27 protein-coding genes are annotated in these 26,018 nt (G+C 62.8%); 6 read left to right on the top strand and 21 right to left on the bottom strand.

Going from position 1 to position 26,018, the window contains the following annotated elements:
- Positions 1-141 precede the first annotated feature (141 nt).
- The gene (locus HF684_RS11625; RefSeq protein WP_169252599.1) at positions 142-1,167 is read right to left on the bottom strand and encodes an AsnC family transcriptional regulator; all 1,026 of its coding nucleotides are present in this window, start codon (positions 1,165-1,167) and stop codon (positions 142-144) included.
- 204 nt (positions 1,168-1,371) lie between these two features.
- Between HF684_RS11625 and HF684_RS11630 the strand changes: the two genes are divergently transcribed.
- Together HF684_RS11630 and HF684_RS11645 are read left to right on the top strand one after the other, a co-directional pair.
- On the top strand, positions 1,372-2,616 hold the full coding sequence (locus tag HF684_RS11630; RefSeq protein WP_248278907.1) for a membrane dipeptidase: 1,245 nt from the start codon (positions 1,372-1,374) through the stop codon (positions 2,614-2,616).
- A 1,151-nt stretch (positions 2,617-3,767) separates the two neighbouring features.
- Positions 3,768-5,213 (top strand): sodium/solute symporter, encoded by a 1,446-nt coding sequence (locus tag HF684_RS11645; protein WP_169252602.1) that lies wholly within the window; start codon positions 3,768-3,770, stop codon positions 5,211-5,213.
- A 153-nt stretch (positions 5,214-5,366) separates the two neighbouring features.
- On the opposite strand, the gene HF684_RS11650 is transcribed toward HF684_RS11645, so the two are convergent.
- The 4 genes from HF684_RS11650 to infC all read right to left on the bottom strand — a co-directional run bounded on the left by HF684_RS11650 (position 5,367) and on the right by infC (position 7,832).
- Complete coding sequence (locus HF684_RS11650) at positions 5,367-6,188, bottom strand: RNA methyltransferase (protein WP_169252603.1); 822 nt, start codon at positions 6,186-6,188, stop codon at positions 5,367-5,369.
- Positions 6,189-6,378: 190 nt separating this feature from the next.
- Complete coding sequence (gene rplT / locus HF684_RS11655; protein WP_025779787.1) at positions 6,379-6,768, bottom strand: 50S ribosomal protein L20; 390 nt, start codon at positions 6,766-6,768, stop codon at positions 6,379-6,381.
- A gap of 127 nt (positions 6,769-6,895) precedes the next feature.
- On the bottom strand, positions 6,896-7,102 hold the full coding sequence (rpmI, locus tag HF684_RS11660) for a 50S ribosomal protein L35 (protein ID WP_101553737.1): 207 nt from the start codon (positions 7,100-7,102) through the stop codon (positions 6,896-6,898).
- A 100-nt stretch (positions 7,103-7,202) separates the two neighbouring features.
- Positions 7,203-7,832, bottom strand: coding sequence for a translation initiation factor IF-3 (gene infC / locus HF684_RS11665; RefSeq protein ID WP_169253891.1), 630 nt, complete (start codon positions 7,830-7,832; stop codon positions 7,203-7,205).
- 300 nt (positions 7,833-8,132) lie between these two features.
- Between infC and HF684_RS11670 the strand changes: the two genes are divergently transcribed.
- The gene (locus HF684_RS11670) at positions 8,133-8,504 is read left to right on the top strand and encodes a DUF1844 domain-containing protein (RefSeq protein ID WP_025779781.1); all 372 of its coding nucleotides are present in this window, start codon (positions 8,133-8,135) and stop codon (positions 8,502-8,504) included.
- Between the two features lie 158 nt (positions 8,505-8,662).
- On the opposite strand, the gene HF684_RS11675 is transcribed toward HF684_RS11670, so the two are convergent.
- The 3 genes from HF684_RS11675 to HF684_RS11685 all read right to left on the bottom strand — a co-directional run bounded on the left by HF684_RS11675 (position 8,663) and on the right by HF684_RS11685 (position 10,317).
- Positions 8,663-9,025 (bottom strand): metalloregulator ArsR/SmtB family transcription factor, encoded by a 363-nt coding sequence (locus HF684_RS11675; RefSeq protein ID WP_169252604.1) that lies wholly within the window; start codon positions 9,023-9,025, stop codon positions 8,663-8,665.
- Entirely contained in the window at positions 9,022-9,495 is a 474-nt protein-coding gene (locus tag HF684_RS11680; RefSeq protein WP_248278909.1) for an SRPBCC domain-containing protein, read from the bottom strand. The genes HF684_RS11675 and HF684_RS11680 overlap by 4 nt, the downstream gene beginning before the upstream one ends.
- A 135-nt stretch (positions 9,496-9,630) precedes the next feature.
- Positions 9,631-10,317 (bottom strand): TetR/AcrR family transcriptional regulator, encoded by a 687-nt coding sequence (locus tag HF684_RS11685; RefSeq protein WP_169252605.1) that lies wholly within the window; start codon positions 10,315-10,317, stop codon positions 9,631-9,633.
- A gap of 65 nt (positions 10,318-10,382) precedes the next feature.
- On the opposite strand from HF684_RS11685, the gene HF684_RS11690 reads away from it, so the two are divergent.
- Positions 10,383-11,408 (top strand): NAD-dependent epimerase/dehydratase family protein, encoded by a 1,026-nt coding sequence (locus tag HF684_RS11690; protein WP_348981377.1) that lies wholly within the window; start codon positions 10,383-10,385, stop codon positions 11,406-11,408.
- 72 nt (positions 11,409-11,480) lie between these two features.
- On the opposite strand, the gene HF684_RS11695 is transcribed toward HF684_RS11690, so the two are convergent.
- The 11 genes from HF684_RS11695 to HF684_RS11745 form a co-directional block, all read right to left on the bottom strand.
- Entirely contained in the window at positions 11,481-12,044 is a 564-nt protein-coding gene (locus HF684_RS11695; RefSeq protein ID WP_169252607.1) for a GNAT family N-acetyltransferase, read from the bottom strand.
- 15 nt (positions 12,045-12,059) lie between these two features.
- Entirely contained in the window at positions 12,060-12,434 is a 375-nt protein-coding gene (locus HF684_RS11700) for a VOC family protein (protein WP_169252608.1), read from the bottom strand.
- Between the two features lie 13 nt (positions 12,435-12,447).
- On the bottom strand, positions 12,448-14,100 hold the full coding sequence (locus tag HF684_RS11705) for an AbgT family transporter (protein ID WP_169252609.1): 1,653 nt from the start codon (positions 14,098-14,100) through the stop codon (positions 12,448-12,450).
- A gap of 63 nt (positions 14,101-14,163) precedes the next feature.
- Entirely contained in the window at positions 14,164-15,510 is a 1,347-nt protein-coding gene (locus tag HF684_RS11710; RefSeq protein ID WP_169252610.1) for a M20 family metallopeptidase, read from the bottom strand.
- 46 nt (positions 15,511-15,556) lie between these two features.
- A complete protein-coding gene (locus tag HF684_RS11715; RefSeq protein ID WP_248278910.1) occupies positions 15,557-16,411 on the bottom strand; it encodes an SseB family protein in 855 nt (284 codons plus the stop codon).
- Positions 16,412-16,415: 4 nt separating this feature from the next.
- Positions 16,416-17,153 carry a bifunctional 1-(5-phosphoribosyl)-5-((5-phosphoribosylamino)methylideneamino)imidazole-4-carboxamide isomerase/phosphoribosylanthranilate isomerase PriA gene (gene priA, locus HF684_RS11720; RefSeq protein ID WP_169252612.1) on the bottom strand — a complete coding sequence of 246 codons (738 nt, stop codon included), beginning with the start codon at positions 17,151-17,153 and terminating at the stop codon, positions 16,416-16,418.
- Between the two features lie 58 nt (positions 17,154-17,211).
- A complete protein-coding gene (hisH, locus tag HF684_RS11725) occupies positions 17,212-17,913 on the bottom strand; it encodes an imidazole glycerol phosphate synthase subunit HisH (RefSeq protein ID WP_169252613.1) in 702 nt (233 codons plus the stop codon).
- Positions 17,910-18,512, bottom strand: coding sequence for a hypothetical protein (locus tag HF684_RS11730; protein WP_169252614.1), 603 nt, complete (start codon positions 18,510-18,512; stop codon positions 17,910-17,912). The genes hisH and HF684_RS11730 overlap by 4 nt, the downstream gene beginning before the upstream one ends.
- The gene (gene hisB / locus HF684_RS11735) at positions 18,509-19,105 is read right to left on the bottom strand and encodes an imidazoleglycerol-phosphate dehydratase HisB (RefSeq protein WP_169252615.1); all 597 of its coding nucleotides are present in this window, start codon (positions 19,103-19,105) and stop codon (positions 18,509-18,511) included. Before hisB ends, HF684_RS11730 begins: the two co-directional genes overlap by 4 nt.
- Positions 19,102-20,280 carry a histidinol-phosphate transaminase gene (locus HF684_RS11740; RefSeq protein WP_248278911.1) on the bottom strand — a complete coding sequence of 393 codons (1,179 nt, stop codon included), beginning with the start codon at positions 20,278-20,280 and terminating at the stop codon, positions 19,102-19,104. The genes hisB and HF684_RS11740 overlap by 4 nt, the downstream gene beginning before the upstream one ends.
- Positions 20,281-20,409: 129 nt before the next feature.
- Positions 20,410-20,748 carry a LysM peptidoglycan-binding domain-containing protein gene (locus tag HF684_RS11745; protein WP_025779760.1) on the bottom strand — a complete coding sequence of 113 codons (339 nt, stop codon included), beginning with the start codon at positions 20,746-20,748 and terminating at the stop codon, positions 20,410-20,412.
- A 234-nt stretch (positions 20,749-20,982) separates the two neighbouring features.
- Here HF684_RS11745 and lexA point away from each other — a divergent pair, with 234 nt between their 5' ends.
- The gene (lexA, locus tag HF684_RS11750; RefSeq protein WP_025779759.1) at positions 20,983-21,738 is read left to right on the top strand and encodes a transcriptional repressor LexA; all 756 of its coding nucleotides are present in this window, start codon (positions 20,983-20,985) and stop codon (positions 21,736-21,738) included.
- A gap of 93 nt (positions 21,739-21,831) precedes the next feature.
- Here lexA and HF684_RS11755 read toward each other — a convergent pair whose 3' ends face one another.
- Both HF684_RS11755 and hflX read right to left on the bottom strand, forming a co-directional pair.
- Entirely contained in the window at positions 21,832-23,802 is a 1,971-nt protein-coding gene (locus tag HF684_RS11755) for an ATP-dependent DNA helicase (protein ID WP_169252617.1), read from the bottom strand.
- Complete coding sequence (gene hflX, locus HF684_RS11760; protein ID WP_169252618.1) at positions 23,799-25,271, bottom strand: GTPase HflX; 1,473 nt, start codon at positions 25,269-25,271, stop codon at positions 23,799-23,801. The genes HF684_RS11755 and hflX overlap by 4 nt, the downstream gene beginning before the upstream one ends.
- A gap of 131 nt (positions 25,272-25,402) precedes the next feature.
- Between hflX and HF684_RS11765 the strand changes: the two genes are divergently transcribed.
- Positions 25,403-26,017, top strand: coding sequence for a methyltransferase (locus HF684_RS11765; protein WP_169252619.1), 615 nt, complete (start codon positions 25,403-25,405; stop codon positions 26,015-26,017).
- The last annotated feature ends 1 nt before the right edge of the window (position 26,018 follow it).

The raw sequence follows: 26,018 nt of genomic DNA on the forward strand, positions 1-26,018 counted from the left end.
ATCAATTCCCGAAAGTACCAGCGGGCAACAAGGCTGAACAAGAGGACGCAGTGGGCATCCGACCAAGGCGCCAATTGGACCGGGCACAAAAGTCCAGTTGACAAAAAGCCAACCTCAATGCTTGATTCAGTCATCGATGATTCATCGAATCATAAACCCTCGCTTGAACGACCGCACCTCTAGCCCCACGTCCACGCGCTTGACGTCGTCGACTCCCAGGATCTCTGAGGTGGTCAGATCATATATATCGTCAATCCCCCGACTGAGAATCTCAGCGGCCAATTGAGACTTCCCTGTCGTGGCAGACACATACCTAACCTCGGGCAATGCGCTGAGTCTGGCGGCAACGCCCTCCAGATCACGAGCGTCAACGTCAAACCACACGAACAGCGGAGCATTAAACCCAAGTAGATCAGGCTCAACATATGTCGCAAATTGAAAGGCACCGTTGTCCAGTAGCGCGTCGACTCTTCGCCGCACTGAAGATTCACTCAGACCGGCTATCTCGCCTACCGTCTTATAACTCAGGCGACCATTGCCAGCCAGAATCTCGATGATCTTCAAATCGCTCTCGTCTACGGTGCGATTGAGTTCCGAGCACGCGCGTTTCTCGTCAAGCTGGCTTAGATCACTTCCAACAGATGCGCGCGCCCAGTCGAATGAGGTCTTGAAGTTGCGTATTACCGTTGCACTCTCACTCTCGACTATTCCCGATACGTCTTTGAAACCCTCCTGCAGCACGTCCCCAAGGCTATGCCGAGTCGGCACGATCAATTCGACCAGAACGTCATAGCTGGCGGCCAGCGCAAGAACTAGACGCGTATCGGGCCTGGCAGCCATGGCTCGTGCCACTGAGTAAGCCTCCCCGACCTCGCACCGCAGGCGAACCAGGACCGGAAAGCCGCGGTCAGTCAGAGTCGGATCAGGCAACGCCGAAACCTGTACGACTTCAGAATCAAGTAGCTTCTTCCCTCGCCGGAATACGACCGACTCAGATAGTTCTAGAACATTGGCCACTCGCGCCCACGAGGCACGGGGAGCAACCTGCAGGGCAGCCACGATCTTTCTGTCGACCTCATCAAGGACGGCCGACTCCCCCGATTTCCCTGCTCGCGGACGATGCGGATGAAGACGGGCCATCGTGTCATTTCGAACCATGACAATCATGTTCCCATACTCACACCATTGACAGGAATCAGTCTTTCAGTAATGCTTTATGAATCCGGTCCGTCATCCGAATCGTCTATGAGACGTAAATACACCTCTCAGGACGATCCGTCGTTCCGGATTGCGGTCCCACAAGGGAACGCACATCACGCAGGTGGCCGACGCTACGGTCACCGCCGACACCCACGCACTGGCGCAGGGGAAATGGAGAAAGAAGACAACATGATTTCGCACGACAAGAAAGAGTCAGTCTTCGAATTGAAGAAATACGGCGGATACAAGTCATACGAGTACCTAGAAGCCGGAGTCGACTACATCGATTTCAAACTCGCGCCCGAATTCGATCGAGCACCAAAGCACGACCTAGATCTTGACGACGTCGAGGCGCAGCGTACGGCGCAGCTGCTCAGGGATAACATCGTGATTAGTCTTCACGATCATCCAACTGTATTTCCAGAAGACATGTCTGAGACTCGTGCATACAACCGCACCGGTCGCCAGCGGACCGGCTACGCGGGGCTTGCCAAATCAGGGATGACTGTTGTGTTCGACAACATGATGGACGGAACAGCCTGTGTGACGAGCAAGTTCGGCTGGAAGTTCGACGACGTCATCTATGACTTGGGAATGCGACTGAGCGATATCGCACACCAGGACTTCGTCACCTTGTGTCGGAACGCTGAAGACATCAACCAAGCTCATGAAACCGGCAACGTGACTCTCGTAATGAGCCTTGAGGCCGCGACACCAATCGAGAACGAATTAGACCGTCTCGACATCCTCTACGGCCTCGGAATCCGCTCGATGGGGATCGCCTACTCTGAGTCGAATGCACTAGGCAGCGGACTCAAAGAGCCCGGGGACGGCGGCCTGACCATGTTCGGCCGTCAGGCAGTCAAACGTATGAATCAGCTCGGCATCGCCATTGATGTATCCCACTCGAGCGACCAAACGTGCCTCGACACCATCGAACATTCTGAGGCACCTGTGCTCATCACTCATGCCGGCGCACGGGCAATCTGGCCAACGAAACGCATGAAGCCGGATGAGGTGCTCAAGGCGTGCGCAGAGTCAGGTGGAGTAATCGGTCTTGAAGCTGCGCCCCACACCTCACTCTCTCATGATCATATTGAGCATTCGATTGACTCGGTGATGGATCACTTCGAGTACTGCGTCGAACTCATGGGGATCGACCACGTGTCCTTTGGGCCGGACACTTTGTATGGCGACCACGTCGGGCTTCATGATGAGTTCGCCTCCAACCTCGGAGTTCACAATGCCACTGCCGCACCGGACTATCCCAAGATGCCCTACGTATCAGGAATGGAAAACCCTACTGAATGCTTCTTCAACATCGTCGGCTGGCTCGTCAAGCATGGGTACTCAGATGAGGACATCGTCAAGGTGATCAGCAGCAATACCCTGCGGGCGCTAAACTTCATCTGGTGAACGTCGGACATCGTCGATATTGATGAAATCGATACAGATATTCGAGTTCGGAAGTCCAAGCGTACTAACAATCGCTGACATTCCTGCTAGTACCGGCGATGATTCACAGGTAAGCGTCAACATTTCGCATGCAGCGTTAAATTGGTTAGATATCGCGATCCGCCAAGGAATTTCAGGACCTGGGATCCGGCTACCACAAAGGCTGCCCACGTCATGGGCGCTGACACGTCAGGCACTGTTGTCTATGTCGGCAAGACTGCAAACACAGATCTCCAGGTGGGTGAACCTGTCGTCATATATCCCGGCCTCTCGTGCGATGCCTGTGCGAGATGCCGCTCAGGTGACACAACGATGTGTGGACACTACAAATTGATGGGTGAGGATGTCGATGGGGTGCAGGGGGCGGTGTCGCACAAGCTGCGATACATCTCGCTGTCGCTTCCGGGGCGAAGGTCATCGCTGGGACCCGTCATCGCGGTAAGGCCGAGCTCAGTCTCGCCGCGATGGGAGCCGAGATCGTGGTCGACACTTCAAATCCCGATTGGGTGAGTGAGTTGGCTGTATTCACACAGGGTCGTGGAGTAGATGTTGTTGTCGACCCTATCGGAGCCGCGACCTGGAAACGCTCTATCAATGCCCTCTCCACCGGTGGTCGCCTAGCCACGTGCGGTGCAGCAACCGGAGACTCTGTCGAGATCAGCATCCGCGAAATTTATCAGCACCACCGTTCGATCGTCGGGGCGCCGATGAACGGCATACGGCAGTTTCACGCTGCGACGAGAATGGTCTCGACTAAAAGATTGAAACCGACGGTAGATTCCACCTATTCATTCGGTTCTGTGCAGAGGGCTCACCAACGACTATCTCCCTCCGAGGGATTCGGAAGAATTGTCCTTGCGGTCGATTAGCTTTGGTCAATGACGACTAACCGATAAACGATTGACCACATCAGAAAGAGAAGTCACTGCCATGCAATTACTACAAACATTTGGCCAACCTGTTGTCATTTGGATGTTCTTCGGGTTCGCAATCATGATCGGAGGACTCATCCTCCAATCGATCTATTTCAACGGCTCGTCCAATCAGCCTTCCACCGGTGAGACACCAAAGTCTCGATCGGCCGATGATCACAACGAATTGGAATCCTGATCATGTCTTTTACGACAGTCTTCATCATCGTCTTTGCGATCTTCGTGATCGTCGTCCTCATTGAAGGGCTGCGAAGCGCGAAGTCCCAATCAGGAGAGAAAGATTTCCTTGTCGCGGGGCGAGGCATGGGAGCGTGGGTAGGAGGAGCGAGCATCGCCGCGACCCAAATGAGCGCAGGAACGTTCGTCGGAACGATGGGGATCCACTATCTCACCGGTTCATCGTTCCTCATGCCCACTATTGGAATCTGGCTAGCTTTCATATTCGCCGGATTCGTCATCGCGCCGCGTCTCCACCGATACATCGATAAAACGGGGGCATTGACCTTTCCTGACTTCATCGGTGACCGGTATGGACAGAAACTACCTCGCGTTGTAATCACCGTACTGCTGATCGGGTCGTATCTGATCTTCCTGTCTGCGCAGTATCAGGCAGGAGGAATCGTCTTCCAACAGATCTTTGACATCCCCTTCTACTGGGGGTCAACGATTCTCATGGTCTTCATCGTGATCTACACCGTGGTGGGCGGAATGACCGCAGTGATGCGGACCGACTTCGTCCAGCAGATCGTAATGAGCCTGGCCGTTGTCATTGGGGTACCAGTCGCCATCCACGCGGCTGGTGGCATCGGCGAACTACCAACAGAGTTTAACGACATTGGCGCTGAGTTCGCTGGTTGGAACTATAGTTGGGTCGATCTGTTGGGCTTTGTCATGGGATTCGGATTTGCAGCAATGGTGGCCCCGGTCCTCCTCATGCGGTTCTATGCGATGAGGGATGCGAAAACATGTGCTCGTGGCTCACTCGTCGCCGTCTTCTTCACAATGATCACATTCGGTTGCGTGGCAATAATCGGCATGTCAATGCGAATCATCAGCCCCGATTTAGAATCGCCCGACCTAGCATCTAGCGTCTTCGCCACTGAGGTGTTGCCGAGCTTCCTCGGCGCATTGATGCTCACCGCAGTACTGGCTGCTGTACTCAGCACCGTTGACTCGGTGTTGCTAGTGATCGGTCCGGCATTCTCCCATGATCTCTATGGGAAGATTCTGCGTCCGCAAGCCACAGAGAGACAACGCCTAAGAACGGCACGGATAGCCACGATCGTCTTCGGAGCGCTACCGATTCTCCTCACATTCATGCAACTCGATGTAGTGCAATTCATTGTTCTTGCCTATGCTGCGCTAGTCGGTTCGACAGTGTTCGCTCCCCTAGTGTTGGGGATCTTTTGGGAACGAGCGAACACTGCGGGGGCAATGACCGCCATGGTGGGTGGATTCTCGGTCTGTTTGATCTGGTATCTCATCGGCCAGCCGTATTTCGCGCCAGTGGTACCAGGAATCATCGTCAACGTGCTAGCTATGGCGATTGTGTCGCCGCTAACGAAGAGGCCAGAGCCACAGACATTGGAACCCTTCTTCGACCAACCAGACAAAGTTCGAACCTAATACAACGCCGATAGCTTAGAAGACGTTGCAGGTCTGGCGAGGAAGTCCGCCGATCGGGAGGCGGAATCCGCCTGCGAAAACCCAGAGCTTGATCCCTCCTCCGATTCTGCTCGGTACCACCACGAATTGGTTTCGATGCCTCCGCCCAGCCGTTCACATCCGCTGGTTGCGAGCACTCTCGTAAATGCAGACCCCGGCAGCGGTGCCGAGGTTGAGGCTTTCGGCCGAGCCGTAGATCGGAACAGCGACAGACGCATCACACAACGACAGATCCTCGGCGCTCATCCCCCAGGCCTCGTTTCCAAAGACCCAGGCGGTCCGTGCGGTGAGATCCAGGCCTGTATCCCACGGGTGGTGAAGATCGTGGGCTTCGTCGTTGGCGTCGGCGGCGAGCACCTGCAGGCCGCGGGCACGGGCCAGTTCGGTGACCTCGGACAGGCCGACTCCGGTGACGACGGGAATGTGGAAGAGCGAGCCGGCAGTCGAGCGCACGACCTTGTCGTTGTAGACATCCACCGACGACGACGTCAGCACCACGGCATCGGCTCCCGCGGCATCGGCCAGTCGGATGATCGTACCGGCATTGCCCGGATCACGCACCTGCGACAGGACGACGACAAGCTGAGCTTCCTTGTCGAGCACCGAGGTCAGCTCCACGTCCAGGGTCTTGCACACGGCCACGACACCTTGGGAGTTCACGGTCGATGCGAGCTCGGTGAGTACCTCGGGGGTGACGATGCTGCACTGCATGCGGCCGTGCTTCGCCGCGGAGACGAACGAGGGATGCTCCGCGGCGGCCTCCTCGGTGATGAAGAGCTCAACGACAGCGCCCTTGCGCGCCAGTGCCTCCCGCACGGCCTGCGGACCCTCGACGAGGAACTGCCCCGTGGCCTTGCGGTCGCGACGCTTGAGCAGCTTCGCGGCGTTCTTGATCCGCTTCGACTGAGGCGAGGAGATGACGTCAGGGAGTTTCATGAAACCGTGTTCTCGATCCGTTGAGTGCTGAAGTGGAAGAAGTGGTGGCTGAGGAGACAGGAGCCGATCTGGGGACCAGGCGGGCCCCGACAGAACGACCGACGGCCCCGAACCTGCAGTTCGGGGCCGTCGTCGATCACCGAGGCGATCGGTCAGTCACTGTGTGACCGGAGTCTTGAGTCGACGCTGCTCAGGCGGCGTCGGTCTTCGCTGCGTTGACGTCAGCAGGAAGAGCATCCTTGGCGACCTTGACCAGGTGCGCGAAGGTGGCCGAGTCGTTCACGGCGAGCTCGGCGAGCATGCGACGGTCGACCTCGACTCCAGCGGCCTTGAGGCCCTGGATGAAACGGTTGTAGGTCATGCCGTTGGCGCGGGCGCCGGCGTTGATGCGCTGGATCCAGAGACGACGGAAGTCGCCCTTGCGCTTGCGACGGTCACGGTAGCTGTAGACCAGCGAGTGGATGACCTGTTCTTTGGCTTTGCGGTACAGGCGCGAGCGCTGTCCGCGGTAGCCGCTTGCCCGGTCGAGGATGACCCGGCGCTTCTTGTGAGCGTTGACCGCTCTCTTCACACGTGCCACGTGTTACTCCTTTGAAAAGTTCGTATCTGCCGGCGGTGCCGGACTCTGGTTCAAGCTGAGACAGCCGATGTCGACTGCCCGTGGGAGTTCCCGGCTGCTGCCGGAAAGCGAAGACCCGAAAGGGGTCTCACCTGCCCTTGAGCTTGCCCAGAAGCTTGCGGGCCTTGGCGCGGTCGCCACCGGTGATGACCTGGTCGGTGGACACGCGGCGCTTACGAGCCGAGGTCTTGCCCTCGAACTTGTGCTGGTTGTTCACGCCTTCACGCATGATCTTGCCACTGCCAGTCACGCGCATGCGCTTCTTGGCGCTGCTGTTCGTCTTCTGCTTCGGCATAGTGCCGTTCTCCTTTGCAATTCGTTGCCGACGTCGACCGCCTGCAACTACTTCACACGCACAGTCCAGGACGGGCCTGGAACGCGACGTACTTAATTTTTCACGCGTCCGGGCGAGCTGAGTTCTTCTCGGCAGCGACCCGATCGCGACGGGACTTCACCTCAGCGGACTTGCCCTTGGCACCAGCCGATGCCTTCCGGGCCTCCGCCTTGGCGTCAGACTTTGACTTGTGCGGGGCGATGACCATCACCATGTTGCGTCCGTCGACTCGCGGTGAGGACTCAACGGAGCCGAGGTCGGACACATCTTCGGCCAAGCGGTTGAGCAGCTTGATGCCCATCTCGGGGCGGGACTGCTCACGTCCGCGGAACATGATCATGACCTTGACCTTGTCGCCGCCTTCGAGGAAGCGGGTGACGTGGCCCTTCTTCGTCTCGTAATCGTGTTCGTCGATCTTGAGACGGAAGCGGATCTCCTTCAGCGCAGTGTTCGCCTGGTTCTTCCGAGCTTCTCTGGCCTTCTGGGCAGATTCATATTTGAATTTTCCGTAGTCCATGAGCTTGGCTACGGGTGGCTTCGCCTGTGGGGCTACCTCGACGAGGTCGAGACCTGCCTCAGCGGCGAGATCGAGTGCCTTGCGAATGGCAACGATACCGACCTGTTCACCATTGGGTCCGACCAACCGGACCTCGGGAACCCGAATCCGGTCATTGATGCGCGTCTCGCTGATGTGTTCACTCCTTTTTGCTCAAATGTGGTCGTGGCAACGAAAAAGGCTCCCGTTGACACATGCCAAGGGAGCCTGCACACACGAGCAGTACGGTAGACGTACGTTCAGTGAATACACCTCGATCTGCAGCCTTTCGGACAATGCCCGAAGGACAGATCTTTGGACCCGATCGCTCTTCGCGATCAAGGTGGGAGACAGACTCCGCTTCGCACCAGCTACCAGTGTACTACGCTTCATGACTCTTCGCACATCGAGGCCCTGGTGTGATCGCCGCGTTGATTTATATGTCAAGCTTATGGCATGAGTTCTGAAGAATCTGTTCCCGCCGAGGCGATCGCCGACGTTACGCGCGACATCGCCGAGGTCCCCGCTGTCGAGGTCATCACCTCCAGTGCCGTCCACCTCATGTCCGCCGCCGCCGTCAAGTGCGGCCTGGCCGAGGACACCGCCGAAGGCCACGGCGCCGACCTCCAGGACCTCGATGAGGCCCGCAAGCTGATCACCGCGCTGGCCGGCTTCGTCACCGGTGCCGCCACCGTGATCGGCGACCACCACGCCCGCCCGCTGCGCGATGGACTCCGCAGCCTGCAGCTGGCATTCCGCGAGGCCTCGGAGATTCCCGACGCCCCCGGCGAAGGCCCCGGAGAGAAGTTCACCGGCCCCGTCCGCTGACACATCCATCACCGAGGCGGCCCCCGACCATTCGTCGGGGGCCGCCTTCGTCTGTGGCCCAGCCGATCGCCGGGGAGGATGGCCCACCGAGTCCGCCGAATCTCCGGTGCAGCGTCTCGGCTACGAGGTGACTCCGAAGACGAAGCATTGTTGACGGATCAGGGATCCTCATCTATTCGCTCCGCCTGCGCCTTGATGCCGCGGAGGCGACGATCCCATCCTTGGGCGACGACACCGAGCAGATCGGATACTTCGCGGATCTGCGACGGACTCACCGAGTGCACGCGTCGGGATGATCGGGTCGCCGAACTCACAATTCCTCCGCTCTCGAGAATCCGCAGCTGCTTGGACACGGCCTGTCGGCTCAGCCCGAGATCACGTGCCACGGCGCCGGCGTCATCGGGCGACTGGGACAGCCGTACCAGGATGCGGCGTCTCGTGTGGTCGGCCAGCGCCTTGAAGACGAGATCCGCCTCGTCCGACAGCAATCTGTGCTGAACGGAATCGTCTGCAGAATTCATCTCGCCGACACGGCGAGTCCCCTCGCCACCGCGAGCTCTTCGACCCAGCCTTCGGCATTCTCCTCAAATCGCCGGCGTCGCTCGGCGGCATCGTCGCTGAGCCGGGCGAACCCACTCTCACGGACGGTGAGCAGGACGCCCTGCCCCTCTGGCTCGATGGTGAAAACGATCGTGTTGTTGGGAAAGTCCTCCAACGGTCCGGGTGTCCCGCCGAGCCAGCGGAATACGGCACGACGAGGCGGGTCGAGCTCCTCCGTGCCGATGGCGAATTCGCCGACGTTCGGGTCAACCACCCGAGAGACACCGCCCTCAGAACTGATGTCATGCTCGGTGTAGTTGCCGTCATTGATGAACCAGCCGGGTTCGCTGATGATGTCCCACACAGTTCGCGCGTCAGCGTCGATGTGGATGCTGCGGACGATCTCGTCAGGCACATCATCCGCAGTGATGGGTACGTCGTCCTCGGTCACGATGGTTCCTCTCGTCGGTGAGATCGGCACTGGGCCCCGTTGGCGATGACTCTATCTCGCACCCCGCCAAAGTGCAACCATTCAGTTGCACCCTCATACATCGATCGGCCGCCGATTCCCACCCCGTCCCGCGGTTCATTCACCGAGGTTGCCGATGACTCCGCGCATGAGTTCACCTTCGATTTCGTCGAACCCCGGACCGAATTGGCCGAACCGAAGACCGTTGATCAGACCGATGACAGCGACCCAGATGGTCACGGTTCTCATGATCGTCCCGTCCGAGTAGTCGAGGCCGAGCTCCTCGAGGCCCGCACGCAGCGGCGCAAGTGCACTCTCAGGACCCTGAGTCACCGAACCGGCCTTGCCCGACTGGGGCGCGGATGCCCGTTCCGACACTCGACCATCCTCCGCCACCAGCTCCGCGAGCGCGACCATGATGCGCGTCCCCGGCACCACGGTCTCCTCTCGCGGAGCCTTGTAGTCAGCGATCGGGGTGCCGTAGATGAGCGCCCACCGATTCGGGTGCGCGCGCGACCATTCGAGCATGGTCAGCGCGAGGGCCTTCACGCTCCGCTCCCCCGCCAGCGCGTCATCGACGGCATCGGCGATCTGCGTGAAGGCATCGCGGATGAGAATGGTCAGCAGCTCATCCCGGCTCTTCACATAGCGGTAGACCGCGCTGGAGACGACCCCGAGCTCTCGCGCGATCGCGCGCAGCGACAGCCCGTCGACTCCGTCGTCGTCGACCATCCGGTTGCCGATCGCGGTGATCTGGGCTTCCGTCTCGATTCGGGCTCGCTGTCGTGGAGTCGTCTCTGTCATGACCTCACCCTACGATCCGAGAGCAAAGATAACAATAGTGAGCACTGCTCTTGAATTGTCGACGCATGCGGCCTACGCTGAATTCCGAGAGCACCGCTCTCTCAATCATGAGAACATCATCGGAAGGACTCGCTATGAGAACAGCACTCATCATCGGAAACGGACAGATCGGTTCAGAGATCGCCGCCCGACTCACGGACGTCGGAGTCACCGTCCGCATCGCCACCCGCTCCGGCAGCAACTCATCCGGCACCCCCACCCATATCAGGGCCGATGCCAGTGACCGCACACAGTTGGCCAAGGCCGCCGCCGGTGTCGATGTGATCTTCGCCTGCGCGCATGCGCCCTATGACAGTCGGAAGTGGGAGCAGATCCTCCCCCGGCTCGATGCGGCGGTCCTCGACACTGCGGCCGAACTCGACATTCCTGTGGTCTTCCCGGAGTCGGTCTATGCCTTCGCCGGCCTCGACTCCCCAATCACCGAAGACTCCCCTTTTGCCCCGGTCGACGACAAGGGACGGATTCGGCAGCGGTTGATCGAAGCACGGGAAACCCATCCGGCGACCTGTGCAAGCGTCATCGCCGGGGACCTGCTCGGCAGAACTGCAGAGAAGTGGTCGTCAGTGGTGCGCATGTGCATCACGGACCCGATCGGTCAGGGTCGCCGGGTCTATGTGCCCGCACGCACGGACGTGCCGCATGGCATCACCGTCATCGCCGATTACGCGGCCGCCATGATCCAAGCGGCAGAGGATCTGAATGACGTCCCCGCGGGGACGCATCAGCTGCGGATCGCCCCGGCGTCGAACCCGACTCTGGCCGAGATCGCCGATTTCACCGCGGATGCCCTCGGGCAGAAGCACAAGCGCCCGACCACGGTGCCGCGCTGGGCGACCCGTGCGGCAGGAGTGTTCGAACGTTCCTTCTACGAGCTCAACGCTCTGGCCCCGATCTGGTACGAACCCTGTGTCATCTCCTCCAGCGAGTTGGCAGAGAAGGTCGGCACAACCGACTGGCGGGAGGGCGTGCGGCAGATGCTCGGGCCATTGTCTCGCGGCGAATCAGTCCATCTGCCCCAGCAAGGTCTGTGATCTCCAGCGTCAGACGGCGTTCTTGAAGCCAGGTCAAACACCTTTTGAACGTCAGTGGCTGAGCCGAAGACTTCACCGGGTACTCGATGATAGTGGCTTCAGCATGACTAAGCTCGGCAGTTTGTTCGGGGCTTTCGGACCATTCCCGATCGCCTCGAAGCCGACAGAGCGATATAGCCGTTGCGCTGGAGTATCGATGTCAGTCGTCTGAAGCCATACCGACACTTGCTCAATCGCGCCGAGCCATTTCAGGAGAAGCTTCCGACCGAGACCGCGTCGCTGTACAGATGGGTCACACGCGAGAAGGAAGAGGGCGAAGGAGTCGTCGATGGCAGACGCCTGTTGGCCGAGACGGACCCTGAGGTCTTCTCCCCATTCGTCGTGCTGTTCTTTCCATCTCCACGGGTGGCCGTAAGCGAAGGCGACAAGCTGATCGTGACGTCGCGCTGAAACGGCTACGACATCATTGCGGTCCAGCGCGTTGGCAAAGAGAGCTGCGAACACTTGCGCTGTCTGTGATGTTTCATTCAATGGCGGCTTCGCAGCAGCGGCGGCATAAAGGTCACGAACTTCCGCGGGCAACGGCATCTCGCTGGCTGATCTCAGTATCGTGTATTCGACTTCGGTTTCACCCACAGTTAGGACTCTTCCTCAATGGTGAAAGTCGTCCGGCTCCGCTGGGATGCGCTTCGCCATAAGACAGAACTTGTTGCCGTCCGGATCCGCGAGGACCTGCCAGCTTCCTTGTGGCACGACATCAGTCTTCGTCGCACCCAAAGCCATAAGTCTTTCGAGCTCGTCCGCCTGGCTGCGGTCAGTCGGACAAAGGTCGAGATGCAGATTGTTGTCCCCAAACGAATCGCTCGATCGTTCGAAAAGAATCGTCGGTGCATTCGACGCTCCGGAGATCGCGACTCCGGTTTCGTCTGTGGCCGTCACCTCATACCCCAGAGCTGCGCACCAGAATCGGCTCAACCGAGCCGGGTCCGGGGTTTTGACGATAAGATCGCTGATTCGACTCACCATGGGCAACCGAAACTCACAGCCGGATCCCGTTGCCCGGACCCAGCGGCAGGTCGAAGACGAACCAGATCGTCAGCAGCACGGCCCAGGCCAGCCAGAACGGGATGACGAACGGGAACATCCGTGAGATCACCGTGCCCAGTCCGGCATTGGGTTCGTAGCGGCGGACGAGGCCGAGGAGGACGATCATGTACGGGTTGAGCGGGGTGATGACCTGGGTGGCCGAGTCGCCGACGCGGAATCCCGCCTGGATGAACGCCGGTTCGTAGCCGAGCAGGGCGAAGAGCGGGACGAACACCGCAGCCATGAGCGTCCACATCGACGACCCGGAGACGATGAACAGGTTGAGCACACTGGCCAGGAGCATGAACCCGATGACTGCCGCGAGCCCGGTCAGGCCGATCGCCTCGAGCCCCGAGGCTCCGGCGACGGCGATCCACGAACCGATGCCCGTCCAATTGAACAGGGCGATGAACTGGCCGAGGATGAACGCGAGGATGAGGAAAGACATCATGTCGATGATCGACTGGCTCATCATCCTCACCAGGTCGTTCATCGAACGCACGGTGCGCACGACGAAGCCGTAGACGACGCCCATGAGCATGAAGTAGGCGAAGACGATGAAGACGATCGACGACAGCAGCGGTGACTTCGGGAGGAATCCGCCGTCCTCATTGCGCCACGGCGAGGCCGGGAGGAGGAATGCGACAAGGAACACCGCGGTGAGGACGAGCGCCGCGACGACCGCCCAGATCAGCCCCTTCTTCTCCTCCGGCTCGAGTTCCGCTTTGATCTCGGTGGTCTCGGACTCATGGGAATCGCCCGAGGACTGATCCTCTGATGTCGCCGAGGTGTCCCCGTAGGGGCTGTCGGGCGCCCGGTATTCCCGCGCCAAGCCGCTCCCCGAGGCGCTCGCATACTCACGCGGCACGCCCTTGCGCACCATGTTCGGTTCGATGAGCCGGTCGATGATGAAGCCGGCGATGATTGCCAGCACGATCGACGAGGCGATGTTGAAGTAGTAGTTCGACACCGGGTTGACCGCGGTGTAGTCGGTGTTCGGCAGCGTATCCATCACCGAGGTGGTGATGCCCGCGAACAGTGCGTCGAGGCTGGTGGGCACGATCGACGTCGAATAGCCGGCTCCGGTGGCGGCGAACCCGCCGATAAGGCCGGCCATCGGGTGCCGTCCCGCGGCCTTGAACACGAGCGCGGCCAGGGGCGGGATGATGACGAACGCGGAATCGGCCATGATCGAGCCGACGACGCCGACGAAACCGACGACATAGGGCAGCAGCCACTTCGGGCTCTTGCCGAACGCGATGCGCACGGCGGCGGCCAGCATCCCCGACTTCTCGGCGACGCCGACGGCCAGAAGGATCGGCAGCACGGTCGCCAGCGGCGGGAACCCGATGTAGTTCTCCCCCATCGTCGTCGTCAGCCATGCCAGACCCTCACCGGTGAACAGGCCCTTGATCGCCACGGTGTCCTCGGTGCCGGGGATGGACACGGAGACTCCGGCCAGGGCCATGGCGGTGGAGACGAGCCCGGTGAGGATGAACAGCCCGAGGAACAGGGTGAACGGTTCGGGCAGCTTGTTGCCGATGCGTTCGATCCAGTCGAGCGTTCTCTGGCCGAAGCCGACTCTGCCGTTTGTCGTCGTTGACATGATCAGTCCTTCTTATCGATCGAAAGGGCTCGATGGTGTGCTGCGCGCGGTGACGCGGCGAGTTCAGTCGAAGAAGTGTTCGACATCGATCGCTCCGCCCTCACGGTCGAACTCTGCGGTCACCTCGGCGGCGAGGGCATCGTCGGCGAGGAAGTCCAGGGCGGTGCACGCAAGTCCGTAGGCCCCGTCGAGTGCCGCGGATTCGGCGGCCGGGGTCTGCGCTGCCTCGGCGAATTCACGGGTGTGCAGGGCCACCTCGGCGTCGGCGGTCTTGATCAGCGGATGGATGCCGGGAATCCTGTAGGAGACGTTGCCGAAGTCCGTGGACGCGGCAATCGATTCGTCGAGGACGCCGGCGGGCAGCGGCTGGCGCCCGCGGGTCTGTTCGTGTTCGGCCCAACGGGCGGTCAGCGCCTGGTTCGTGCGCACGGGCAGCGAGGGCGGGTGGTCGTCCCAGTCGACCCTGACGCCGGTTCCGGTCATGAGTGCGGCACCTTTCGCCGCGTCCTCGACCCGGTCGGAGAGCTCTTTGAGCGTTTCGGGGAACTTCGAGCGGACGTAGCACTGCACGGTCGCGGATTCGGTGATGATCGACGGTCTCGTTCCGCCGTCAGTGATGACCGCGTGCAGGCGGGAGATCGGCGGCATCTGCTGCCGCAGCAGACCGAGCCCCTGGTAGAAGAGGTTCGCCGCGTCGAGGGCGTTGCGCCCCATGAAGGGCTGCGCCGAGGCGTGGGCGGCCACCCCTGAGTACGTGACCTTGAGCAGGCGACGTCCCAGCCACACCTGGTCGGCGCAGTCGTATCCGTAGCCGTGGACCATGATGGCAGCGTCGATGCCGTCGAAGGCACCGGCCCGGGCCATGACCTCCTTGCCCGAATGGCCTTCCTCGGCCGGAGTGCCCAGCAGCACGACGGTGCCCGGCACGGCTGCAGGGTCTTTCTCGTACAGGGCGTGGAGGGCGAGGAAGGCACCGACTCCGGCGGTGGCGATGATGTTGTGCCCGCAGGCGTGGCCTATCTCGGGCAGGGCGTCGTATTCGGCGAGGATCGCGATCGTGCGCCCGTCACCCGAACCGGTCGTGGCGCGCAGGGTCGTCGTCACACCGTAGAGGCCGGTCTCGACGTCGACTCCGTGATTGTCCAGCACCGAGGCGATCGCGGCGACCGAATCGAATTCTTCGAAGGCGGTCTCGGCGAGGCCGTGGATGGTGTGGAGCAGGTCCGTGAGGTCGTCCTCGGCTGCGTTCAGACCCGCAGCGATGCCCGACCGGTTCGTCTCCGAGGCGCCGGTGAAGTCGGAGGTCCACTCGGCGGCCTGCTCGGCCCGAGCCCGGGTCTGCCGGGCCATCTCGTCGAGGTAGCTGTCGTCCGGCGCGGTCGAGTGGCTGAGGTCACGGATTTCGCTCATGGGTCATAAGCATAGGTGCCCTGCCGATCTGACACGCCCGAAACAGTCAGACTTCGACGACGCGGATGGCCAGGGAATCGATCTTCGCGACGAGGTCCTCGTCACCGGCGACGGCCTCCTGGAACCGGCGCACTTCAACAGGGGCCACCTCGGACTCGACGCCGAGCGTGATGCCGAGCTCCGGCCCACCGAGGTGAACGCTGTTGCTGCCGGGGCTCACACCGATCCGAGCCAACCAGGGAAAGGACTCGGCGATGGTACGCAGACGCCCGGCCACCTCGGCGTCGGCCCAGGACGGAGTCCAGGGCTGGGACTGCACGAACGCGAACATCGCCGGACGGCGCAGCAGGAATGAGGACTCGGCCCCGGGGTCGAGGACGACGAGCTGGGATTCGGCCTCGATCGCCCCGAGGACGAGCCGTTCGGACTCGATCGGCACGGGACGGGCGCCCGAATGCCACGCGGTCAGAGGTGGGATTCCGGAGAATCCCGGGGTGCACTCGCGTCCGTCCTCGGCCTGCAGACGGACCATCGCCATCTCCGAGGAGTTGTCGGCCATCAGCCCGTTCTCCCCGATCTCCTGGTCGAGAGCCATCGGCACGATCGGGGCGTAGAGCCTGGCCCCGGACAGAGCCCGGACGACCTGCTGGTGTGCGGCGGGATCCAGGGGGGCCTGAGCGACCTGGGTCAGGGCCTCCAGCAGGGCCGCATCCGCCAGCCCGGTGTCACCGGAGAACGGGTTGGGTTTGAGGTCCCGGCCCGCCCACGCCTGACCGGCGGAATCCGTCGGGGCGTGGGCGTCGCCTGCCTGGTCGGCAGATGCGGCGGACCGGGGCTCGTGCGGCTCGGGCGAGTGGCCCGGCTCGTCCGGCTGGCGCGGCTCGTGCGAGTGCGTGCTCACCGGCTCACCGTCCTGCGACCTCGAGGGCTTCTTCCAGGGTGAACTTGCCGGCGTAGAGTGCCTTGCCCACGATCGCGGAGTCGACGCCGAAGGGCACGAGTTCGCGGAGGGCACGCAGGTCATCGAGGCTCGAGACTCCGCCGGAGGCGACGATCGGAGAGTCCGTCTTCTGCGCCAGGTCCTTGAGCAGGTCGACATTGGGACCCTTCAGGGTGCCGTCCTTGCGCACATCGGTGACGACGTAGCGGGAGCAGCCGGCGGCTTCGAGGGTGTTCAGGACTTCGTAGAGGTCTCCGCCGTCCTTCGTCCAGCCGCGGGCGGCCAAGGTGGTTCCGCGCACGTCGAGGCCGATGGCGACCTGATCGCCGAAGCGCGAGATCATCTCCGCGGTCCAGTCGGGGTTCTCCAGGGCGGCAGTGCCGATGTTGACGCGCTCGGCTCCGGTGTCGAGTGCGCGTTCGAGGCTTTCGGTGTCACGGATTCCACCGGAGAGTTCGACCTTGATCCCCACAGCCTTGACGACCTGGTTGAGCAGATCCGAGTTCGATCCGCGTCCGAAGGCGGCGTCGAGGTCGACGAGGTGGATCCATTCGGCGCCACGGCTCTCGAAGTCCTGGGCGGCGTCGATGGGTGAGCCGTAGTCGGTTTCGGTTCCGGCTTCGCCCTGGACGAGGCGGACGGCCTTGCCGTCGGCGACGTCGACGGCGGGGAGGAGGACCAGCTTGTTCGAACTGTCTGTCATTGTGACCTTTCTGCCAGGGTGCCACGGGGTTTGAGGCAACCATAGTCGGTGTGCTCGGTCAGGAGCTGAGTGGGTCTGTGGGGTTGCTGCCGGAATCGCTGGTGCTGCCGGAATCGCTGGTGCTGCCGGAACCACCACCGGTGCTGCTGTCGGCGGCGAACGAGGCGAGCCAGTTTCGCAGCAGCCTGGCGCCCGCCTCGGCGGATTTCTCGGGATGGAACTGTGCTGCCCAGGTGGTTCCGTCTTCGACAGCGGCGATGAAGTCGTTGCCGTGGCGGGCGGTCGTCACCGTCGCGTTCGCCGGGGGCTCGGTCGCGGCGTAGGAGTGGACGAAGTAGAAGCGTTCGTCTCCGATGCCGGCGAACATGGCCGAGTCTGCGGGAGCGTTGACCTTCGACCATCCCATATGCGGGATGACCGGTGCTTCGAGCCCTGTGACGGCACCGGGCCACAGACCGATGCCCTCGGTCCTGACTCCGTGTTCGACGCCGCGGGCGAAGAACACCTGGAGGCCGACGCAGATGCCGAGCAGCGGTCGCCCCTGTTCGTGGCGGTCCCGGATGAGGTCGACTCCCCCGACGTTCTCCAGTCCGGCCATGACTGCCGAAAACGCGCCGACGCCGGGGACCAGCAGTCCGTCGGAGTCGTTGATGACATCGTGATCGGCCGTGAGCGTGACCTCGGCACCGGCCGCGGCGACCGCACGCACGGCGGAGCGGACATTGCCGGCTCCGTAGTCGAGGACGGCGACCGTCGTCATCGCTTCGCCCCCTTGCTCAGCACCGACCAGATCCTCCATAGGGAGAACCCGAGGACGATGACGCTGAGCGCGGCGACGACCCAGGCGATGGTGTTCCCGCCCAGTGCCAACGCAATGCCGAAGGCGGTGACGAGTCCGGCGAGGACGGCAGCGATGATCCACAGCAGCGCCGTGCGCGCCATGGCCGCCCGGCCCGGACTCATCGTGGCCGCACTGGCCTGCAGCTTCGTCATCGAATCGGTTCTGATGCTGCCTTCGACGTCGTCTGCGGCAACGGTTTCGAGCAGCAGCCCTTCGAGGACATCGGGGAGGTTCTTCAGTGCCAGTCCGGCCGGCACATCGGATTCTCGGGCGCCGTGGCGGAAGTGGCCGGCGTCGATCTGCTCTTCGCTGCGCACGAGGAGGAGGACCTCATGTTTGCCGGCGAGCTTCGAGATCGCCGCGGCCGCCTCGTTGCCGGCATTGACATCGGTGTCGGCGAGGACGATGCCGCTGAACTCGCCGATCGGCACGATGGTGCCGGAGATGTTCGACAGCACGCAGGCGGCGGCCAGCTGCTGGGCGACCCCGAATGGGGTCACGATGACGGTCGTGCTCACAGGACTCCCTTGGTGCTGGGAACGGAGTTGCTCCGTGGGTCGGTCTCGACGGCCTGCCGCAGCGCGCGGGCGAAGGCCTTGAATTCGGCTTCGACGATGTGGTGCGGGTCGCGGCCGCGAACCAGGTCGAGGTGGACGGTCAGTCCGCCGTTGAAGGCGATGGATTCCAGTGAGTGGGAGGTCATCGAACCGGTGAAGTGACCGCCGATGAGGTGGTACTGCTGGCCTTCGGGTTCACCTTCGTGGACGAAGTAGGGTCGACCGGAGACGTCGACGACGCACTGGGCCAGTGCTTCGTCCAGCGGTACGGCGGCGAAGCCGTAGCGGCGGATGCCGACCTTGTCGCCGAGTGCTTCGCGAATGGTCTGGCCGAGGACGATCGAGGTGTCCTCGACGGTGTGGTGGACGTCGATGTGCGTATCGCCGGTGGCGGTGATGTCGAGGTCGATCATCGAGTGCTTCGACAGGGCGGTGAGCATATGGTCGAAGAACGGCACGGAAGTCGAGATGTTCGAGGTGCCGGTGCCGTCGAGGTTGACGGACACGGACACCGTTGACTCGGAGGTGGTGCGTGAGTTCTGGGCCTGCCTCATGGAGTGCCTTTCGTCGGGGCGGCTGATGACGGGGTCGGAGACTGCGGACGGTCCGCGAGGAGGTCAGGGTCGTCGGCGAGGATCTCGTCGATGGCGGTCAGAAACGCTTCGGTCTCGTCCTCGGTGCCGGCGTTGACGCGGGCGTGGCCGGTGATGCCGATATCGCGGATGAGGATTCCGCGGTCGAGGAGCTTCTGCCACAGCTCGGCCGGTGAGGCGATGTTGCCGAAGAGGACGAAGTTCGAATCGCTGTCGTGGACGGTGAAGCCCGCCTCGGCGAGGTGGCTCGACATGCGGTTGCGCGAGTCGATGAGTCGGTCGACGTTGCCCAGCAGCAGCTCCGCGTGTTCGAGTGCCGTGCAGGCGAGCACCTGAGTGACCTCGGACAGGTGGTACGGCAGGCGGACGAGGCGGAGGACATCGATGAGCTCGGGGGCGGCGATGGCGTAGCCCAAACGCAGTCCGGCACAGGCGAAGGCCTTGCTCATGGTGCGGGAGACGACGAGGCGGGGCCGGCCGTCAAGCAGAGTCATCGCCGAGGACTTGGCGGGGCGGGAGAATTCCGCGTACGCCTCATCGACGATGACTATCCCTGCGCAATTGTCGTAGGCGGCTTCGATGACGTCGAGGCCGATCGAGGTGCCGGTCGGATTGTTCGGAGTGCACAGGAAGACGATGTCCGGATTCGCCCGCGCCACCTCGGCGGCGACCGTCTCGGCATCGAGAGTGAAATAGTCCTTGCGTTCGACGTGCTGCCATTCGGCACCCGTGCCCGTAGTGATGAGCGGGTGCATCGAATAGGAGGGGGTGAACCCGAGGACCGTGCGGCCCGGTCCGCCGAAGGCCTGGACGATATGGCTGAGCACTTCATTCGAACCGTTGGCGGCCCAGATCATGGAGGGGTCGAGGTCGACGGTGTCCCCCGCACGTTCGTTCACACCGTCCAAATAGGTGACGAGATGTTCGCGCAGTGCGGTGAATTCGCGATCGGGATAACGGTTGAGTCCCGCGAAATGGTCGTCGATGGCGGAACGCATGCTGTCGATAACGACGTCCGGCAGCGGATAGGCGTTCTCGTTGACGTTGAGCTGGACCGGCACATTGAGGTGCGGAGCCCCGTAGGGCTTTTGGCCGACGAGGTCGGAGCGCACTGGCAGAGATTCGATGTTTCCCACGGCGACCATTCTACCGAGAGGCCCCCGCCGCCCGGGCGGCGGGTCGGGCATCGAGGTGCGCCGGTCGGCTCACCCGATCGGACGGGTCGGCCCGTGGCCGGCGCCCTGCCGGCCGAGCCGGCCTCGACCTCAGCGGACGGGGACGTCGAGGGTCTGGCCGGGGTGAACGGTCGGGGTGTCCAGGTGGTTGATCTCGACGATGTCGGCCACGACATCACGGGTGTCGCGGTCGATGCCGAGACTCGTCGCTACGGTCCACAGCGATTCGCCTTCACCGACGACGACCGCCTCGGCGTCGATGCCGATGCTCTCCGTCTCCGATTCGGCGACGGCAGCGGCCGAGAACGACTGGGTGGCGAGGAGGACCGCTCCGCCGATGACGACGAGAGCGACGAGCAGGGTCCGGAGAAGGCGCACAGCCTGGCGTCCACGAGTGGTCAGGCGCAGCTCGGTGTTCTGTGCAGACATCGCATTACCTCTTTCATTCGTACGATTCCACCAGTAATCGGTAGAACGTCTGTTCTATTCAACATGCCAATCGAACAAATGTCCAGTCCAACTCGAACATCTATGCGACAATGAGAGGGAACCAGCGTTGTTGATTGATCTGTCAGAACCATCTCAGTCGGCACTGACACGAGAATCTTCGAAGCGGAGATCACGGCGTTCAGCGGCAGGGAATAGAACGAAGGGGAACGAGCAGTGGTTCAGAACAAACGAGGCAGAGGCAGGCCTCGCAACGAAGATGTTGCCACCGAGATCGCAGCCGCTCGCAGCGATGACGACGTGGTCCAGATCCCTGAGGGGTCATCCGGTGAGGGCGACTTCCGCCTGACTCCCCGCCAGCGTCTCGTCCTCGAGACCATCGAACGCGCCGTCGTAGCCAACGGCTACCCGCCGAGCATGCGCGAGATCGGCAAAGCCGCCGGACTGGCGTCCCTCTCCAGCGTCGCCCACCAGCTCTCCCAGCTCGAACGCCTCGGCTATGTCCGCCGCGACCCGAAGCGCCCGCGTGCCATCGAAGTGGTCAATCCGTTCGAAGAGGAAGAGGCCGAGCGCGCGAAGTACGAGGAGCTGGCCAACAACACCGTGCAGGTCCCGGTCGTCGGACGCATCGCCGCCGGCGGCCCGATCCTGGCCGAGCAGGAGGTCGACGATGTCTTCTCCCTGCCGACGCAGGTCGTCGGCTCCGGAGAGATGTTCCTGCTCAAGGTCGTCGGCGATTCGATGATCGAAGCCGCCATCTGCCACGACGACTGGGTGGTCGTGCGCAAGCAGCACACCGCCGACAACGGTCAGATCGTCGCAGCCCTCCTCGACGGCGAGGCCACGGTGAAGACGCTCAAGCGCAAGGCCGGTCAGCAGTGGCTGATGCCGCAGAACGAGAACTACGAACCCATCGACGGCACCTACGCACAGATCATGGGCCTCGTCGTCGCGGTCATCCGCCGCCTCTGATCCTCCGCCCCGCCTTCGAACTGAGAAGCGCCCGCGACCACGGTTGGTCGCGGGCGCTTCTGCGTCATCCGGCGGAGCTCAGCACCGTCTGCCTCACTTCTCGTCAGCTTCGGCCAGTCTGGCCAGGCTTGTGCGGACGAGGCCGGAGTTCGTCGTCGGCCACATCCTCGGCATCGAATTGACGAGGAACCCGGCATACCGGGCCGAGCGCAGCCGCGAGTCGAGCACGGCCACCACTCCCCTGTCACCGGTCGAGCGGATGAGGCGACCGGCCCCCTGAGCCAGCCGCAGGGCGGCGTGCGTGGCCGACACCGCCATGAAGCCGTTGACTCCACGCTGGTCGGCATCGCGTGCCCGTGCCTGCATGAGCGGGTCGTCCGGACGTGGGAACGGCAGACGATCGATGATCACCAGGCGGTTCGTCCGTCCCGGCACGTCGACTCCCTGCCACAGGGACATCGTCCCGAACAGGCAGGTCTGATCATCGGCCGTGAACTGTGAGACCAGCGCGGGCAGTCCGTCGTCGCCTTGGAGCAGGATCGGGAAGTCGAACTTCGTCCGCAGGTGTTCGGCTGCCGCATTGGCCGCCGCCCGCGAGGAGAACAGCCCCAAGGCACCGCCGTTCGACGACTCGACGAGTTCTGCGAGCTCGGTCAGCGCTTCCTCGCTCAGCCCGCTGCGGCCGGGTTTGGGCAGATGGGAGGCGACATAGAGGATGCCCTGCTTGCCGTAGTCGAAGGGTGATCCGACATCGAGGCTGTCCCATTTCGGGGCGTCGGGTCCGAAGAGTCCCAACGAAGCGGCCACCGCGTCGAAGTTCCCGCCCAGGGACAGGGTCGCCGAGGTGGCCACGACCGTCGATTCCTCGAAGATCCCATTGCGCATGGTGCCGGCCACGCTCAAGGGTGCGACGACCAGGTTCGTCGTCTCCTTCTCTCTGAACGTCGACCGGGAGAGCCAGATGACGTCGTTCTTGCCCGGGTCGCAGAAGCGTTCGGCGAGTTCGAAGATCTCCTGACAGCGAGCCTTGGCCATCTGCCGTCCGGCATCGGCGTCGTCGGTCTTGCCGCCGATGTCGTTGATGATCTGGCGGGCGGAGTCGCGGATCTGCGCCAGGGCCAGTCCGAGCGCCTCGCTCATATGCAGGATGAGTCCCTCGGGCACCGAGGTCTGGGCGCGTTCGAGTGCCGCCGCGGCGGAATCGAGCAGCGAGACGACCCCGTCCTGGACCGTGGTGTGTTTGCGCACGGAGCTCGTCGCCGCCGAGAGCATGCTCGTGTTGATCTGCCCGGACAGGGCGCTGGTCACCCGGTCCTTGAGCTCGTGGGCCTCGTCGATGATGATGACATCGTGTTCGGGCAGCACGTTCGATTCCCCGAAGGCGTCGATGGCCAACAGGGCATGGTTCGTCACGACGATATCGGCTTCGGCGGCTTTGTTCCGGGCGATTTCGGCGAAGCATTCGGTGAACAGCGGGCAGTTCGATCCGAGGCAGTCGAAGGCGTTGACGGACACCTGTGACCAGGCGCGATCGCTGACACCGGGCAGGAGGTCGTCACGGTCGCCGGTGTCGGTGGTCTTCTCCCAGGTGCGGATCCGCTGGATCTCCTCCCCCAGACCCGAACGTTCGGTGGGTTTGCGTCCCGCCTCGGCGTCGGCCCCGAGGTCGAAGAGCATGCCCTCACCCTCGTCGGGGTATCCGCCGGCGAGCTTGTGCTTGCACACATAGTTCCGCCGCCCCTTGAGCAGTGCCGCTCGGGGCAGCGGGTCGAGGTCCTTCTTCACGGCCTTGAACAGCCGGGGCAGGTCGCGGTGGATGATCTGAGTCTGCAGGGCCAGGGTCGCAGTGGACACGACGACCTTCCCGCCGGTGCGGGTGACGTATTCGGCCGCCGGGACGAGGTACGCCAGCGATTTGCCGGTGCCCGTTCCCGCCTGCACGAGCAGATGGATTCCCTTGTCCAGCGACGAGGCGACCGCCTGCGCCATCTCCTGCTGACCCTCGCGTGGCGATCCGCCGATGGCGCCGACAGCGGATTCGAGGAGGTTCTCGACTGCTTTCACTCGTCGATGACCAGGTCCGGACGTTGGAATTCGCGCAGTTCGTCGACGAGTTCGGTCGGCACCTTCGCCTGCAGGCTGGTGCCCTCCGTGCCGTGCGATTCGTGTTCGACCGTGCCGAGGGCGTAGATCTTCGACACGAGGTCACCGCGTTCATAGGGAATGAGCACGGTCATGTCGATATCCGGGACGGGAAGGCGGTTCTCGATGGCCTCGATGAGGTCGTCGATCCCTTCCTTCGAGACGGCGGAGACGAACTGGGCGTCGGGGTACTCCGCGCGCAGGCCGGTGATCACAGCCTCCTCGGCGATATCGGCCTTGTTGAACACGAGGAGTTCGGGGATGTCCCCGGTCTCCACGTCCCCCAGCACATTGCGCACGGCCTGGATCTGACCGTGCGGATCCGGGTGGGAGGCATCGACGACGTGGAGGAGCAGATCCGAACCGGCGGCCTCCTCCAGGGTCGAACGGAAGGCTTCGACCAGCTGGTGGGGCAGGTTGCGGACGAACCCCACGGTGTCGGTGTAGGTGAAGACGATGCCGTCGGCAGTCTTGGCCTGCCGGACGGTCGGATCGAGGGTGGCGAACAAGGCGTTCTGCACCATCACCTCGGCGTCGGTGAGCAGGTTGAGCAGGGAGGACTTGCCCGCGTTCGTGTACCCGACGATCGCGACGGACGGCACATGGTGGCGGGCGCGGTTCTTCCGCTTCGTCTCTCGAGACGGCGCCATCGCGTTGATCTCCCGGCGTAGCTTCGACATGCGCGCACGGATGCGGCGACGGTCGAGTTCGATCTTCGTCTCACCGGGCCCGCGAGAGCCGATTCCGGCACCGCCGGCGACACGACCGCCGGCCTGCCGGGACAGCGACTCACCCCAACCGCGCAGACGCGGCAGGAGGTATTCGAGTTGGGCGAGTTCGACCTGGGCCTTGCCTTCGCGGGATTTCGCATGCTGGGCGAAGATGTCGAGGATGAGCGCGACGCGGTCGACGACCTTGACCTTGATGACGTCCTCGAGTCCACGCCGCTGGCTGGGAGCGAGTTCGGAGTCGATGATCACGGTGTCGGCGCCGACGGAGGCGACGACCTCGGCGAGCTCGGCGGCCTTGCCCTTGCCGAGGAAGGTGCCGGGATCCGGCTTGTCGCGGCGCTGGATGAGCGCGTCGAGGACGTCGGAACCGGCGGTTTCGGCCAGCGCGGCAAGTTCGCGGATCGAGTTCTCGGCTTCGGCCTGGGTGGTGTTCCAGATCCCGGCGAGGACGACGCGTTCGAGGCGGACCTGACGGTATTCGACCTCGGTGATGTCTTCGAGTTCGGTGGACAGCCCGGCCACGCGGGTGAGCGCGGCGCGCTCGGCGAGGTCGAACTGGTCGTCCTCGGGGGTGGTGTCGTGATCGTCGAGGGCTTGGGCGCCTCGGGAGAGCACACGGTCGAGCATCGCATTGCGACGCTCTTTGTCTTCAGACGTCATTCATTCCTTTGTTCTCTGCCGTCCGCACGGGACTTCTCGTGCCGACGTCGTCATGCCTCGCACCGGTCTCGCACCGGTGCGCACCGACGGTGGTGTCCATCAATTCTCCCACAGCCGTCTACACTGAAACGGTGTCAGAGCACTATTTCACCGAATCGCCGAGCAGCGAGGCCAAGTCGCGGGAACTCAACCTCGATCTGGCCGGCCGCGCCGTCACCGTCGAAACCGTATCCGGCACGTTCTCACCCACCCGCCTCGACCTCGGCACGGCTGTGCTGCTGCGGCATCTGCCGCAGCCGCCGGCCGGCGATATCCTCGACCTCGGCTGCGGGTGGGGGCCGATCGCCCTGCACACGGCCTTGGATGCCCAGGACGCCGAGGTGGATGTGCGAGTGTGGGCACTCGACGTCAACTCCCGGTCCCTGGAGACCACCGCGGCGAATGCGCGCAGGCTGGGTCTCGATTCGATCAACACCGTCACCGCCGCCGATGTTCCCGCCGACCTGCAGTTCGCCGCGATCCGGTCGAATCCCCCGATCCGCATCGGCAAGGAGGCGCTGCATGAGCTCTTGGAGACCTGGCTGCCGCGTCTGGCGCCGGGCGGTCGCGCCGATCTCGTCGTGTCGAAGAACCTCGGTGCCGATTCCCTGCAGAAGTGGATCGCCGGGATGCTCGGTGACAGCTTCGAGGTCGTGCGCACGGGATCGTCGAAGGGCTTCCGCGTGCTCACGGTCGAGCGCGGCTGAG

This window comes from Brevibacterium sp. 'Marine' (assembly GCF_012844365.1).
In the GTDB taxonomy this organism is placed as follows: Bacteria; Actinomycetota; Actinomycetes; order Actinomycetales; family Brevibacteriaceae; genus Brevibacterium.

Excerpts from the sequence above, each read along its gene's own strand:
- HF684_RS11670 (WP_025779781.1), top strand. The coding sequence starts at position 8,133 with ATGAGTTCTGAAGAATCTGTTCCCGCCGAGGCGATCGCCGACGTTACG.
- HF684_RS11710 (WP_169252610.1), bottom strand. The coding sequence starts at position 15,510 with ATGAGCGAAATCCGTGACCTCAGCCACTCGACCGCGCCGGACGACAGC.
- HF684_RS11675 (WP_169252604.1), bottom strand. The coding sequence starts at position 9,025 with ATGAATTCTGCAGACGATTCCGTTCAGCACAGATTGCTGTCGGACGAG.
- HF684_RS11685 (WP_169252605.1), bottom strand. The coding sequence starts at position 10,317 with ATGACAGAGACGACTCCACGACAGCGAGCCCGAATCGAGACGGAAGCC.
- hisB (WP_169252615.1), bottom strand. The coding sequence starts at position 19,105 with ATGAGGCAGGCCCAGAACTCACGCACCACCTCCGAGTCAACGGTGTCC.
- HF684_RS11700 (WP_169252608.1), bottom strand. The coding sequence starts at position 12,434 with ATGGTGAGTCGAATCAGCGATCTTATCGTCAAAACCCCGGACCCGGCT.
- HF684_RS11645 (WP_169252602.1), top strand. The coding sequence starts at position 3,768 with ATGTCTTTTACGACAGTCTTCATCATCGTCTTTGCGATCTTCGTGATC.
- HF684_RS11630 (WP_248278907.1), top strand. The coding sequence starts at position 1,372 with ATGGAGAAAGAAGACAACATGATTTCGCACGACAAGAAAGAGTCAGTC.
- HF684_RS11650 (WP_169252603.1), bottom strand. The coding sequence starts at position 6,188 with ATGAAACTCCCTGACGTCATCTCCTCGCCTCAGTCGAAGCGGATCAAG.
- HF684_RS11625 (WP_169252599.1), bottom strand. The coding sequence starts at position 1,167 with ATGATTGTCATGGTTCGAAATGACACGATGGCCCGTCTTCATCCGCAT.
- priA (WP_169252612.1), bottom strand. The coding sequence starts at position 17,153 with ATGACAGACAGTTCGAACAAGCTGGTCCTCCTCCCCGCCGTCGACGTC.
- hisH (WP_169252613.1), bottom strand. The coding sequence starts at position 17,913 with ATGACGACGGTCGCCGTCCTCGACTACGGAGCCGGCAATGTCCGCTCC.
- HF684_RS11705 (WP_169252609.1), bottom strand. The coding sequence starts at position 14,100 with ATGTCAACGACGACAAACGGCAGAGTCGGCTTCGGCCAGAGAACGCTC.
- rpmI (WP_101553737.1), bottom strand. The coding sequence starts at position 7,102 with ATGCCGAAGCAGAAGACGAACAGCAGCGCCAAGAAGCGCATGCGCGTG.
- HF684_RS11690 (WP_348981377.1), top strand. The coding sequence starts at position 10,383 with ATGCGGCCTACGCTGAATTCCGAGAGCACCGCTCTCTCAATCATGAGA.
- hflX (WP_169252618.1), bottom strand. The coding sequence starts at position 25,271 with ATGACGTCTGAAGACAAAGAGCGTCGCAATGCGATGCTCGACCGTGTG.
- HF684_RS11745 (WP_025779760.1), bottom strand. The coding sequence starts at position 20,748 with ATGTCTGCACAGAACACCGAGCTGCGCCTGACCACTCGTGGACGCCAG.